The sequence below is a fragment of the Bacillus capparidis genome (genome assembly GCF_017832095.1).
GTDB classification, from domain to species: Bacteria; Bacillota; Bacilli; order Bacillales; family Bacillaceae; genus Bacillus; species Bacillus gobiensis.
On record NZ_JAFDST010000004.1, the window covers coordinates 305,651 to 320,303 of the forward strand.

The 14,653-nt window shown below is 37.7% G+C and carries 9 protein-coding genes and 1 pseudogene; 1 reads left to right on the forward strand and 9 read right to left on the reverse strand.

What is annotated here, in order from left to right:
• Window positions 1-71: 71 nt before the first annotated feature.
• From ulaA to JOC74_RS17145, 3 genes are read right to left on the reverse strand one after another with little or no spacing between them, the layout of a single operon-like run.
• Window positions 72-1,340: a PTS ascorbate transporter subunit IIC gene (gene ulaA, locus JOC74_RS17135; protein WP_053605766.1), complete on the reverse strand. Its 1,269-nt coding sequence runs from the start codon at window positions 1,338-1,340 to the stop codon at window positions 72-74.
• 27 nt (window positions 1,341-1,367) lie between these two features.
• Complete coding sequence (locus JOC74_RS17140) at window positions 1,368-1,634, reverse strand: PTS sugar transporter subunit IIB (RefSeq protein ID WP_192841125.1); 267 nt, start codon at window positions 1,632-1,634, stop codon at window positions 1,368-1,370.
• Window positions 1,631-3,697: a BglG family transcription antiterminator gene (locus JOC74_RS17145; RefSeq protein ID WP_053605764.1), complete on the reverse strand. Its 2,067-nt coding sequence runs from the start codon at window positions 3,695-3,697 to the stop codon at window positions 1,631-1,633. The genes JOC74_RS17140 and JOC74_RS17145 overlap by 4 nt, the downstream gene beginning before the upstream one ends.
• Before the next feature lie 400 nt (window positions 3,698-4,097).
• Between JOC74_RS17145 and JOC74_RS24475 the strand changes: the two genes are divergently transcribed.
• Window positions 4,098-4,322, forward strand: a complete 225-nt coding sequence (locus tag JOC74_RS24475; protein ID WP_053605763.1) for a YczF family membrane protein — start codon at window positions 4,098-4,100, stop codon at window positions 4,320-4,322.
• Here JOC74_RS24475 and JOC74_RS17150 read toward each other — a convergent pair.
• The 6 genes and pseudogenes from JOC74_RS17150 to JOC74_RS17175 all read right to left on the reverse strand — a co-directional run bounded on the left by JOC74_RS17150 (window position 4,319) and on the right by JOC74_RS17175 (window position 14,516).
• Complete coding sequence (locus tag JOC74_RS17150; RefSeq protein WP_082364293.1) at window positions 4,319-5,416, reverse strand: GerAB/ArcD/ProY family transporter; 1,098 nt, start codon at window positions 5,414-5,416, stop codon at window positions 4,319-4,321. The genes JOC74_RS24475 and JOC74_RS17150 overlap by 4 nt on opposite strands.
• 79 nt (window positions 5,417-5,495) lie before the next feature.
• The gene (locus JOC74_RS17155) at window positions 5,496-6,707 is read right to left on the reverse strand and encodes a Ger(x)C family spore germination protein (RefSeq protein WP_053605761.1); all 1,212 of its coding nucleotides are present in this window, start codon (window positions 6,705-6,707) and stop codon (window positions 5,496-5,498) included.
• A gap of 60 nt (window positions 6,708-6,767) precedes the next feature.
• Window positions 6,768-8,318 (reverse strand): spore germination protein, encoded by a 1,551-nt coding sequence (locus tag JOC74_RS17160; protein ID WP_053605760.1) that lies wholly within the window; start codon window positions 8,316-8,318, stop codon window positions 6,768-6,770.
• Between the two features lie 402 nt (window positions 8,319-8,720).
• Window positions 8,721-11,723, reverse strand: a pseudogene (locus JOC74_RS17165) (Tn3 family transposase).
• 699 nt (window positions 11,724-12,422) lie between these two features.
• Window positions 12,423-13,286 (reverse strand): RNA polymerase sigma factor SigJ, encoded by an 864-nt coding sequence (gene sigJ, locus JOC74_RS17170; RefSeq protein WP_053605759.1) that lies wholly within the window; start codon window positions 13,284-13,286, stop codon window positions 12,423-12,425.
• 42 nt (window positions 13,287-13,328) lie between these two features.
• The gene (locus JOC74_RS17175) at window positions 13,329-14,516 is read right to left on the reverse strand and encodes an NAD(P)/FAD-dependent oxidoreductase (protein ID WP_053606220.1); all 1,188 of its coding nucleotides are present in this window, start codon (window positions 14,514-14,516) and stop codon (window positions 13,329-13,331) included.
• Window positions 14,517-14,653: the final 137 nt, after the last annotated feature.

A 14,653-nucleotide genomic window follows, 5' to 3' on the forward strand; every position in this document is an offset into this window, starting at 1 on the left:
AAGTAAACGTCTACGAAGCCAACTAAACTTAAAATCTCGAAATTCTAACTCTTTGAAGCTACATTGTTGTATTATGCCCCTCCAAATAACTTCAAAATGGATAAAATAAGTATTCCAATTATCCCAAAATCTGAATCACCAAATGTTGTGCCTTCAAATCCAATTTCTCCCAAAAATGCCAATAAGATAGCCGGTAAAAAACTAATTAGGATTCCATTAGCAAATGATCCTAACATAGCCCCACGTCGACCACCAGTAGCATTTCCAAACACCCCTGCTGTTGCACCAGTAAAAAAGTGTGGTACAAGTCCTGGGACGATTACTTTTAAACCAACAACAGGTAGTAAAAACATAGATATTAGACCAGCCGCAAAACTTACTAAAAACCCAATGATTACAGCATTTGGTGCAAATGGAAAGATAGTTGGTGCATCCAATGCAGGTTTAGTATTAGGTGCAACTTTCTCTGCAATTCCCTTAAATGCTGGAACAATTTCTGCAATCAACATACGCACTCCTGCTAGAATAATAAAAACCCCTGCTGCAAATGTAATAGCCTGCATGAGCGAAAATACAATATAATTAGAACCAGCTGATAGTTGTGATTCAATATAATCTTGACCCGTGAACAACGCTACAATAACAAAGAATAAAACCATTGTAAGTGATACAGCTACTGAAGTATCTCGTAGAAATCCAAGGGATTTAGGAACTTTAATTTCTTCTGTTAATTTCTCCTTGTTTCCGAAATATTTTCCAATAGCGGCCGATAAAAAGTACCCTATTGTTCCAAAGTGCCCTATTGCGAAATCATCACTTCCTGTTATCTGTCTTACAAATGGTTGTAGCATCGCAGGAAATAACACCATACATAACCCTAAGATAATAGAACCAATAATAACAAGTGGAGCGCCTTGCAAGCCTCCAACAGATAATGTAACAGCAATTAAGCAAGCCATAAATAATGTATGATGCCCAGTTAAAAAGATATATTTAAATGGTGTAAAGCGTGCAAGTAGAATATTAACAATCATCCCGAATACCATAATAAGCGCAGTGGAAGTTCCAAACTTACTTTGAGCAGCAGCTACAATCGCTTCGTTGTTTGGGATAACTCCTTGAACGTTAAATGCATAATTAAACATTTGACTAAATATATCGAGTGAGCCAATAAGAACCCCTGCACCAGCTCCAATAATGACAAATCCCATTACTGTTTTTAACGAACCAGATACAATATCTGCAGTGGCTTTACGTTGTAATAACAAACCTACAAGAGCAAAAAGTCCTACTAAAATAGCTGGTGTTCCTAAAATATCTTTCATAATAAGTTCTAACATCTTTTTTACCCCCTCTTTGTTTTGTTTTTAGGATAGATGAGACTCTAGCTTAGATTTAATTTCTGGAATACTCATCATATTTTCTAATGTAACAATAGTACGAGTTCCATCATTCAATTGTCCTACAATATCCGCAGCACCAATGAAAAGATCTGCTTGAACCGTTTTTGCTGACGTTAAATCCGTATGATCTACTTCTGCTGTTTTTCCCATTTCTGTTAATGCCTTTTTTATATTCATTTCCATAATAAAACTGCTTCCTAATCCATTTCCGCATACAACCATAATTTTCATGATGCTTCCTCCTCTGAATATCTCTTAATGTAATCTAATAACACTGATTTATCTGGACTTTGTAAAATATCCTCGATGTTAGATGGTTCACCTAACATTTGTGTTAACTGAACTAATGCACGCAAATGTGACTCACTATCTGCAGCAGCCAATACAATAATAAGCCGAACAGGTTTATCTGGTGCAAAGTTTACTGCTTCATCTAGTCTCAAAAGGCTCATCGATAAAGAACGTACTCCCTGCTCAGGACGCGAATGAGGAATGGCTACCCCTGGAGTAATAACTACGTATGGTCCGTTAACTTCAATTGATTGAATCATGGCCTCTACATATCTTTCTTCTACGGTTCCTAATTCTACAAGAGGTTGCGATGCAACGCGAATGCCCTCTTTCCAATCAGAAACACGGGACTGTAATTGAATAGTTTGTGATGTGAGTAATTCTTCTAACACGGGTTTCTCTGCCTCCCTTAATGAATGCTTATTTATTTTTTGTGTAGGAATATAGATATGTGATTGAAGAGCTTTTTCAAGTTGACTCGGTTCATGAATTGTCGCATATTGAGAAATAACTTTTAATAAGTAAGCAACGTCCAAGTTCTGTGTTGTATATCCATACAACTCCTGCATCACTTGCTGGCGCAGCTTTTGCTTGTCCTGCATTTCCAAAATGGGCGGCACTACAAATAACACTGCTTCTGTTCTAAGGTGCACAGTTGAAAACACCAGATCATATGATAAAATGTAATTGGCTGCATCTCTTATGGATAAAGCATCTAAAAATAAAATATCTGGGAACAATTCCCGTAGGGTATAGATTAAGATATTACTAATACCAACCCCATTTGGGCACACAACAATAGCTCGCTTTCGATCGTCTAGTGTAGTTCCTTGTCTTCGAAGCCATCCTCCAAAGTGGACAGTAAAATACGCCACTTCATCTTCTGGAACAGAAAAACCTATAGCTTGTTCTACTGGCCACAAGGATTTTTTCGTGAGATGATATAGCTCGGGATACACCCTTTGAACCCTCTCAGTCATTGTATTTATAATCGAAATGCGATACTGAATACGGTAATATGCGGGTCTAAAGTGCACATACAACTGTTGATACAACAGTTCCTTTTCATGCAATTGTATGCATGCTAACTTCTCAAACTCTTCCATAATTTTTCGTAAGAGATCTTGAATGACATTATCCTCTTGTAACGGGGATACATCTCTCGTTCGATTCATACTTAGTAGGTGTAAAGTTACATACAATCGTTCAGTTTGATTCCAAACAGATTGAAAGGCATTCGTTTGCGTCATTTGCTCAACCAATTTGTATTCCTTAGTAGAGGTCAACTCTTCCCAGCTATCAATAGAGTGCAATCCTTCTCCTTTTCCAATTAGCTGGTCTGTACATAAAAACAAATAGGTCAACTCTTGTAGTCGTTCATCAGTAAATGTAATGCCTAATTGCTTCTCAATCTGTTCCAATTGCAACTGTATAGAACGAATTAGTTCTTTTTGATCTCCCCATATGCATTCAATAATGAGATTACTACTTGTACTATGCAATACATCATGTATGATCTGTTCTATGACATATCTCTTTGTACTGCTATCCCCTTTTATCAAGTAACCATTCTGCTTGGAATATTGAATTTGAAGTTGTAGTAAGTGCACCTTTTCCTTAAGCCGTTGCAAATCCTTCAATACTGTATTGCGAGAAGCTCCTGTGATGTACTGAAAGTGATATACAGATAACGGCTCCCTACTGAGTAAAAGCATAAGATAAAAGACCTTTTCTCGATCCACCTCAGAAAACACATAGGTGCGTTTAGTTAGATTTACTTGCAAATTCTCATCCCGAATTTTATCAGACAAGTAATATCCAACTTTCCGATCGTAGCCAATAGGTTGATATCCATGAGATTGAAGCCAGTCGTTAACTTTTCCTATACCATATTGTAGCTGTCTTCGAGTCAGAGTGGTTTGTGCTTCAAGTTCACCCATCTTTAGAGGGGATGATTGTTGTAATAATCGTAGTAAGTTTGCACTTCGTTCATCGAGAATCATCTTGTTGTCCTCCTCTGTCTCTACAATACATTACCCTTTGCGAAAACTGTATTGTTTTTGAGTCCGAATATTGTCGAATGAACTGCACAACAATATACTCTATATGTTGTAATAATACATAGCAGCCATTTTACTAGTAGAGATTGCTCAATTGGAAACAGAATTATTGGGATTATTTTAGTGATATTGCCTCCTCTTTACCGTTAGTCATGTATGCTACCGAAGCAGCAGGACAGATTATGAAAGAAATTCAGCTCTTACAAGGGGAGATTAATGGATCTGTTTAGTAATGTGAGATCGCATAAAATCAATCATAATGGTTAAATTACGAAAGGAAGCTTATTTCCCACTTCTTTAAATTTCAAAAGAAAAATCCTATTTACTTAGGGAGTGTGATTTTTTGAAGGTATTATTTATCTTTCTACTATTCCTTTTACTTATTCATCTTGTGGATTTTACTTTTCAACTTCTAGTTGGAATTAAAACGGATATTGCTATCTCAAGTATTTTAAGCCCATTTCAGATGATGGATACGGCACAATACATCATTTTAATTTTTTTAATCCTAATTTTTCTGATTAGCATTATTCCTTTCTTTAAAAAAAGGGGCCAAACAAAGAGTTAGCGCGATCCAAAATACCTACGAATTAGTGCTACTATCAGCAATAATAATGGAACGACGGCCGAAACCGGGACGTGAATATAAGGAGGGAGTAACTTTTGTCCAATTTTTATGTGTTCAGAAAAACTCCCTGAAACCGTCAGTGAAGCTAATAATATGATAATTCCAATAGGAAAAATAAGATTTTTATGGTTTTTTATTCTAAATAAATCTGAAATACAAATAACAGTAGCATAGAAAAAAATAATGACCTTAAAGAAATTACCTATAATAAGTGTGAGGAGGACAATAGGATCTAAGCGCTCTATAAATTCCATAAGCCTTACTCTTCTAATAGTTTCAAATAGTGGAAAGTTAGATCTGGTAAAACCATCTACGCTAAGAACTGAAATATTCAAAATAGCTGTCAAACTTAATATGATTGCACTAAAAAGAATAGCAGAAATCCCCACCTTCTTTACCGAACCTGAGTTATTTAGATAAGGAAAAACCAAAGTAAAAGATAACATTTCAGTCCACGGGAATGAAAATAAATAAGGAAATGCAGTGATAATGACTGGCTTCCATCCGTATTCTAGAACGGGAAATAAGTGAGATATATTTATTTTCCCTGATAACAAAACGGAGATAATCCCCAAAAAACCTAAGAAGAACATCATCACAAGGTAAATTTCCGCCATCCTACCTAGAACTTCAATACCAAGGTACAGTATATAAATCATAGTAAGTATCATCATTACATGGATGATAAATAATGGTGTTTTATCGAATATAGTTGTACTAAGCAAATCCCCATAATCACGAAGATCTCTTGCGGCTAAATGGAAAAAATCCATAATAAAGATTAATCCTAATAATGTTCCAATCCATTTCCCTACGATTTCTCGAGCATAACCGGTTAAGGGGAGATTTGGATACAACTTGTGAAGGGAGCCATATACAAGAAGTAGCAAGACTCCAGGGATTGCACTAAGTAAAATAGCCAGCCAGGCATCTTGTTTTGCACTTGCACCCAAATTCACCACAAGGGCCGTCCCAAGATCAAATAATACTATAAGACAAAACAATTGCAGCGAGTTAATCTTTTTATTTCCTATTTGAGTCTACCACCTTCGTATTTTGGCATACTGAAAATTCTGTTGCCTGTTATCAGTTAGAGGTTTCACCTGAATCGAGTTATTTGTTTTTAAGAGGTGTGTTACGTATGCCGGATCGGCGAATATACACATCGGTCTTTATCTCAGCCTCGATTTCGGCAAAATCCTGATTCCAATCCTTCTTTAATTTTCCCCACTGTTTAGGATAGGATTTATGAATAGATGCTCCAAAACCAAAAGGATCCACTTGATAACTTTTTGCGATATCAATGGCTGAATTAGCTTCCTTTTTAATCAGTTTTTCCACTTTCTCTTGAATCCAGACTAATTCATCAGGATTCATAAAATCAACGTAGCACCCCGTTTCCCCTATACTGGCTTCCGCTTTTATCATAACTAGAATTTTAGTTTTTCCATTTTTTATTTGAGGTCGTACAGACGTCTTTGAACGGATTATCTCAATACTAATATTATCTTCTTTATTTTTACAGTTAACCTTAACCAGTGTGCTTTTAACCTTTCCTAGGACCCATAACAGACCTCGAGCTTGATTATCTTTTAGCCAACCTTGCAGCTCTCCTCCACGGAAAAGGGCAATTCCATCAGATCCAACAATGGCTTTCGGTTCAATCTGTTTAATGTTGTCACTCTTTGCTTCCTGAGGATTTCCAATCAGCATAATCCCCCCAATAAAGGGTTCTTTGCCTTCGAGGGCAATCGATTGAATTACCTCATCAATATCAACTTCTATATTAAAAGCCAACTTCTCTTCAGTCACCTTAACTTCTTTTAATAAGTTATTAGATGGAATCTTCTCCAATGGCGCCATGATATCGAGAACAGTCTTTGCATCGTTTCCTTTTACGATTAAAATGGTTGTTAGAGGACGCATTTCATGATCTCTCTCAAAAAAATCCATAAAGTCTTTGAGACCATCCTTTGCTACCTCTTCACTAAAAATAAACAGTTGTGAATGAGGAAAAAACAATTGATTTGGTGTTTTTTGTGATGCACGACGTATCGCTTCAAATAGTGTTTCTCCCTTTTGAGAAATGATAGTCACAGTGGCCTGTTCACCTCCCCCTCCCCCTTGTCCAGAAGAAATTTGACGAGGGATAACAATCTGAAAAGTAAAAAGATAAGCATCATCTTCCGGCGCTTTATCTACCCCTATACTGGTGACCAAGGCAATTTCATCTAATTCCCTTTGATTCCAACATCCTGTAAGGAATGCACTGACAAATAGGATACATAATAATAAGAACATAATCCTCAACCAATTGCTTGTCATATCATCATCTCTTTACAAATGCTCAAAGCATCGACTGAATTTTTAATTTACTTCCTTAAATCATTTTCCCTTACTATTCTCCTTATTGTCATGATCTAGGAGTGTAAACGGAAAACGGAGTATAGTATCCTTCTGTTTCTCTAAATAAAAAGGAGCAAATGGAGACAAATAGCAAACCCCAAATGAATATAAGCTACATAAATGCGCTACCATTATAAAATATCCTAAAGTTATTCCATAAATCCCTGAAAATGAAGCCAATATCATAAAAATAAAACGAAGTATCCTGGTTGTATTCGACATGCTGTATGAAGGAATAGCAAAACTTGAAACAGCTGTTAATGCGACTACGATGGTCATTGTAGGGGAAACAAGACCTGCAGATACAGCTGCTTCACCGATTATTAAAGCACCAGCAATCGAGACTGTTGGTCCTATAGCTCGAGGGATACGGATTCCAGCTTCCCTCAAAATTTCAAAAGTGAATTCCAATAACAGAGCCTCAATCATAACAGGATAAGGAACCCCCTCACGTTGGGCCATCAGACTGATCAAAAAACGTGTCGGGATGATTTCTTGGTGATAAGTAATTAATGCAATATAGAACGGCGAACTGAATATAGAAAAATGAAAAGCGATATATCTTAATATCCTTATTAAACTGCTGATATCATAACGTTGGGTATAATCCTCAGATGTTTTAAAGAATTCGGAAAATACAGTAGGGACAGTAAGAGCAAACGGGGTTCCTTCTACAAAAATTGCTACTTTACCTTCCAATAAATTCCTTGATAATTGATCAGGTCTTTCTGTATTGAACACAGTAGGGAATGGAGTAATTATTTTATCCTGAATAATCTCTTCAATATGTCCAGATTCTATAATTGCATTAATGTCTACTTTACCTAGTCGTTGCTTTACATCAGTTATAAGTTGGGCTTTTGCGGTACCTTCTATATACATGAAAACTACATCGGTCTGAGACATATCACCGATTTGAATCTTTTCTATTCTTAGATTTCTATTTTTGATTCTGCGACGAATCATAACCGTGTTGGAGCGAATAGATTCAATAAAACTTTCTTTGGAACCCCTTACCACTGCTTGTGTTGTAGGTTCGGATATAGACCTATAATCACCGCCTGTTGTACTAATATTCAAAGCATTATTATTACTATTAAATAGGACAATTGTATTTCCATCTAATAAGGATGAAACAACATCCTTCCAATTTATAACAATTGTTACGTGACCAATTGTTAAGGCAACTTCTTTTGTTAAATAAAAAATATTGTCTTCATAAGATTCTTTAATATCGCCTGTTTGGAATAATTCAAACATTAAAGAATGAGAGTGAGTAATGAATTCATTAACAAGTTCACTGTCTGCCAAACCTTCAATGTAAATCGCTGCCGCCTCTTTTGAAGTTGATTTGCCAATAATGAACTTCCGAATGACTAAGTCACTGGTATTCCCAAACTCCTGTTTAATCGTATTTAAATTCTCCTGTAAATCAACACTCAGTTGATTTATGTTGAGTTGGAAATCATCAGGATTGTTAAAAAGAATTTTTTTGTTTTTCCTCTTAAATGTTTTCCTGAAATTATACATATTATTCCTTCCCGTCCTACACCATATTTTTTATATTATTTGCATTAATATACTTTTTTATTCGCTGAAATCTTGAGTTGGGTTTTTAAAGGGTTCTGGTCAAAAATCTGTTAAAATTGTAAATACTAATAGGAGGACCGAAACGATTCGAGGAATGAGGAACCATATGCGAAAAATTTCCAATTACTATGTATTATCTTTTTCCATTTCTTTTAGTTTGCGATAAAACGCTGCACGAGATGTTGCGAATAGTGGTTGTTGTTCCTTTTTTCTTATTCAAGGAAAGGGCGTTTTCTGGAGTAAGGATTGCACTCTTTTCGTAACTAAATTTTCATTGCAAAAACCAGCTAATCTTGCCATGATATTAGCTGGCTTTTTTGTCACCGATCAAAACAATGAAAACTACGACACTTTCAACTTAATAGGTATTCGCTGATCCATATTGAGTTTGAAAATTCCATAAGGATTCACATGATTATAGAATAAAGGCGTTAATCCTCTAAAATCTTCAGGAGTCATTTTCTTCAGCAAATATTGGTTGTTATCAAATAGAACCTCTTGAACCATTAAGGTATTGATGTAAACTAAGCAGTTTTGAAGCAATTGGAGCGATAATGCAGACACCTCTTGGTCTTCTAGAGAATTGGAACGAATCTCACTATTTTTTCCGTAAAAGATGTAGTTATTAACGGAGTTCCAGTGTTCAACGGTATTTAGCCCTTCATGGATCTCTCTACGAATCTCTTCATAGTGTAAATAATTACACAAGAAGATAGTTTTGATTGCTTTTCCCAATTCACATAAAGCCTGATAGGTTGGATGTTTCGTATCTCTGGTAAATCGATTTTAAAATCGATTCTGCTGATGCAGTTCCTAACCGTAGAGCCGTTGCGTACTTAATGATCTGTTCATACTGCTGACGGATGAGATCCCAGTTAATCGGTCTACTTAAAACTTCCTGTAAATGAGGATACTCCTCATTCATGCCAACTTCCGGACGATATAGCTTTTGAGAACCAATATTTTTGAAGCGTGGCATCAGTTTAAAACCAAGTAGATGACAAAAAGCAAAAGCAACGACACTTTGTCCATGCGTGTCGACATAATTTCGGTCTACTTCCATGTCCGTACAATGACGAAGGACCCCTTCCATCATAGCTGCAACTTCCGAAGAAAGGCAGGACTTAAGCTGAGAATAAATACAAGCTGACTTTCGATCTGTATGCCAATAGATCATGACTTCATGTCTCTTATAACGAGGATGCCATTCGGAAAGCAAGTTTTGATCCCACGAACCAAAATGTTTTGAATCTGAAGCACATGCAGTGGTAGCTTCCCCCCATACTTCTTTCATTCGATTGTAGATGATATTGTTGGTAACCTCCGCATTAGCTTTACGCAAATGATCTTTATGTATAAATTTATTACGAATATATCGAAGTTCCCGATAACTATCTGTGTTGCTACCAGCAGAGACAGCTTTCAGACCTGTATTGGTTCCCAGTCCATATAAACTGAGAAGAAGTCGACGTTGGATCGTTTTTCGGTCTAAAATCTCTCGTTCCGCCGTAGTTTTAAAATGTTTAGTAAATCCTGTATGAAAATCTGTTTCTTTTAACAAATCTAATAAGTTAATATCTGACCATCGATTCTTGATTTCATATTTGACTTGAGTCAAATGTGGAGGATCAGGCTGCTTCTCTAAAGGAGAAACTCGAATCCAGCCTTTATTATTTTTTGTCGTAATGACAACTTGCTGATTACTGTTCTCTTTGAATCCTTGATTCAATAGAGTTAGTCGATCCTTCATTAACCGTATGATTTCCGAAATAAACAAATCTGCTTCAAGAGGTACTTTCAATGCTTGAAAATGTTCTTCTTTACGTTCTTCAAAATCTTGAGGTAAGTCTTCATCAGGGTTTCGGTATCGATCAGCACCCTCAATCCACACTTCTTTACAACGAAGTCGAGTTCGAAGTGATTGGAGAACAGCAATTTCATAATTGATTCGATTTACCCTTTCAATTCCTTTGCTGTCTGTCTCGACAATGACGTCTCTCCATTTTGGCTGAATTACGCCTTCAATGGGAACTTCATCTCCAGCAGCAAAATAACGTTGCCCACTTTCTCCATACTCCCGAATGAGTTGGATAGCCTCAATAATCGGCTGATGAAATTGATTATTTGATCAAAAGTAAGGTTGTTTAAAATTTTAGAAAGGGAATTCCGATAATGCCCTTGGTAAGAAGAATGCATTTTCGTATAGATTTTTTCTTTGTAATCCCGGTTATTTTTTGTCATGTCCTTAATAATATCTCTAATCGTATCAGAGCTAACAATGGGGAATAGAGTATTTTGAATGACCCCTTCTGGGTGATCTACTGTTGCTTTTAATAAATTGACAATATGTTTATTTTTCCCTTGGACTCTTTCTAATTCTTCTACTGCTTCTTTTCGGGTTGTGTTCTTGGCTTTATTTCCGAATTTAAGCGTAATTTCATCCAATAAATCAGCTAAATAATCAATAACTTCCTCATGACGATGCGAAAATAAAATGGCAAGAAGGGTATAGCGAATGGGTGCTGGGTGAGCACGCAATTCCGTTACGGTTTCTGTAGCTGCACGAAGTCGATATTTTTTTACTAGTTTAGGAGACATCTGTTTACATAAACCATCAGGGATTTGAAGATGTTGAATGGCTAATAGTTTTCTGATTTCCATTTCCATCGTACTTACACTTGGTTTGCCTGGAGAGGATAGTAACTGGCGAAAGGTTAAAATGTCGTTGTTTTCTTCATCAGGAATTTTAGCTTCGATATAACCATCGGACCCTTCATCAGAATGGGATTCAAGAAAGGCATCTAATCGTGAACAGGTCTTTGGAGAAAGTTGCTGATAGGTCATTTTATATAAATTCTTTTCAAAGTTATCGATAGCAGATTCAATCATTCGCTTCAAACTTCCTACGGAAGGTGGTTCAACTTTCCACGTGCGAAAAAGACTGTATGATTGGGTTTTCAAGTAGTCGGTATCATGTGTAAACTGAACCTGTTCTTCTAACCACTCTGCAAAAAGATGATTGTCATTTGCAGTAAGTTCTCGGAATCCAAAAAGGTTACGTATTGCCTTTCGATGTTCTGTATAACTTCTTTCTTTTCCACCCCAACCATAGCTGTCAAAAAAATCTTCAACCGAGGCATCTACTTGATCAGCTAAATGTTGAACGACATCTTTGGGTACATCTTGCTTCTTGTTAGGAAATTGGGCTTCCTTTTGAAAATATTTAAGAAGGACAGCAAACCCTATACGGTTTGCACTTGTTTTCTTACTCAGTACTAAATGATTTTCATTTGGTAATAAACTAAAATGTTCGTCGAGTTCTTTTTGATTCCAATTTCTCTTCAATGGTTTCCCTCTTCTCGCTATGTCATTTTATAAACAGTATAAATTTCGACATAGCTAGCTATCAACAATACTTATCAAAATTATCAAAAAACATTTTTACTTTTATTGGAAGTAATCTTGCGGACTAGAGCAGCTACCCTGTCACTTACCCTAAAAGAGTCTGCCTATCGAATCATTTCGTTTATGCTCCGAATAGAAGGTAGGGATATTTATGACCAATTCATCCAATAATCGAGATCGTTACTCTGTATGATTGCACAATTACAAGGCTTAAATAGTAGCCTGGGTACTCCTTTAGTAGTATTCAGCTTTCCCTTCTGCAGGAAAGAAGATAGCAAAATAAAAGAGGTTCGGCAGGATTTCCCGCCGAACCTTTGTAAGTCTGAATTATCCAATTGAACCTTCCATTTCGAATTTGATTAGTTTTTGTTTTTCAAAACATTTCATTACGTTTCTAAACATTGATGCAATAAGCTTTTTATAAATTCTATGTTCATATCGTTTCACACTTTTTAAAATAATTGTGGGTGATTTATGGGTAAAGAATGAAAACAGACCTCAGAAACTAGAGGTCTGTTTTTCTAATGTGTGTTAAATGAAACAGAATGGGGATTTACTTATTCAACAATCGCACCCGATTGCTGAATAAGCCAAAATGGTTACTGGGATATCCTTTATTTGAGGTGAATCATCTTTATCCTAAACACGGGTAAACTTATCTGGATTCCTTACAGCGTAAATGCTAGCAACCTTTCCACCGCGAGATTGTAGCAAAAAAACGGCCACGATTTCATTTCCTGCACGGACGATGATACCAGCCTCTCCATTTAGAGGGACAATCTCAAAGTGAACCTTTTCTTGAAAATAGAAAGCTATGTCTTCAAACCCTTTGAGTAGAACGCGAGCCACTTGATTTCGCATTTGCACTGGACGCTTGAATGCAGTTACTTTTCCGCCTCCGTCGGCGATAAACATGACATCTTCGGTTAGCAGAGACAGCACATGATCGATATCCCCTTGCTCGAGAGACGCCAGGAAATGGCTAACCCATTTTGAGTCGACCGCTTCGGTTAAAACGGCCCCCTCCTCAGATAGCCCTATTTTGCTTTTTGCCCTGCTCATCAGCTTGCGGCAATTTGCCTCTTGCTTATCGAGTAGTTCCGCGATTTCGGAATATGGGAAGCCTAATGCTTCACGTAGAACAAAAACTGCCCGTTCCGTCGGCGTCAGCCGCTCCAATAGTACAAGCATGGCATAAGAAAGCAGATCGCGGCGAACGACTGTCATCTCGATCGTTTCCGACTCTGGTGTTCGAATCGGCTCGGGTAGCCATGGGCCGACATACACTTCCTTCTTTTTCCGTGCTGACTTTTGAAGGTTGAGACAGCGATTGGTTACCATTTTGCATAAATACGCTTTTGGCTCTTCCAAGTGCTCCAGACGTGCATCATACACCTTGAAAAATACGTCTTGTACCACGTCTTCTGCATCTGCCACAGAACCTGTCAATTGATAAGCCAGTGTGAACAGCAGCGCTCGATATTGATCGTATAGTTCCTCCATTCTCTGTCTCCCCTTTCCGGGCACTTTGAAATATTATCTTCGTTATAAAAGCCTACTACCACCATCCCAGGCAACTTTTCTAATTTTCCATGCAATTTTTCCCGTTAAAATCATATTCATTCCCCATTTGTTTCCCCATACCAATCCACGATTTTCCCCTAAACCCATGCAGAAGACATCGACCATCGATTTGTGAACCGGCGCAGTGCGTCCCTCTAGATCAGCTACCACAACTTTCCCTAATCGTTCTGCCTGTAACGAACCATCTCCGCATCTCATCCGATCCACTTTGCCAGTCTTCGGGTCGACTATTCTCGTACAGTCGCCAATGCTATATACGCCTGGTGCACCTTGAACGCGATAAGATTCATCCACCACAACTTGACCATCCGAAGTAAGTGGTAAGCCCATACTGCGCAGAGCAGGATTTGGTATCAGACCAATTGTCCATATACACAGGCTAACCGACAGACGATCTCCATTGCTAAGCGTCACTACTCCTGCTTTTTCCCCTAGCACTTTACGGTTATAAATCACTGTCACTCCAGATTCGCTAAGTATTTGATCCAATTTTCGTCCAACTTTCTCAGGAGCTTCCATAAACAATCTCTCCTGTGCACTTAGCAAATAAACCGAGATATCAGACGGATTTAGCCCTAGTGACGATGCTTCTTTCTGCATCTCTAGCACCAACTCAGCGGCTGTCTCAATTCCACTGATACCTGCTCCCGCAACTGCGACTGTCATCAGTTGTTTTCTCTCTTTTGGATCTGACTCACGAACCGCCTGCCGTAAATTAGCGCGCCAGCGTTCGCGGATGACTGCCGCAGTATCCAGATCGTTCAAAGAGATGCCCCCTTGATCAGGATCAGGTTGCCGAGCGACGCTACCAACCGCTACAACTAAAAGGTCATAGCTCATCTGGACACTATTTCCTTGCACATCCTCATATTGAATCTGCTTTTTCTCACTATCTACAAACGTAACTGCACCTTGGACAAATTCGACCCCCTCAAAAAACTTATAATGTGTCCACGGAACGACAATATCTTCCTCACATACGGCTGGCCGGAACAACAGTATTTTGCGCACATGGCCAGACTGCTTATCGATCAAAACAAACCGAATTCGACGTCCGTTCGCTATCCCACGAGTTTTTTCCTTTATTGCTTTGAGCGCTCCAAGCCCAATATGGCCGCCTCCGATAATGATACATGTCAAGTCTTTCATCATTCCTCAGCTCCTTTTTTACGTTTCATCCATATAACAAGGTAAGACTCTGATTTGTGACATTGGAAACGAACGAATGAACATTCTGGCCCAATTATTGAATAAAAAAGGAGAGCTGTTATCAGCCCCTCTGGATC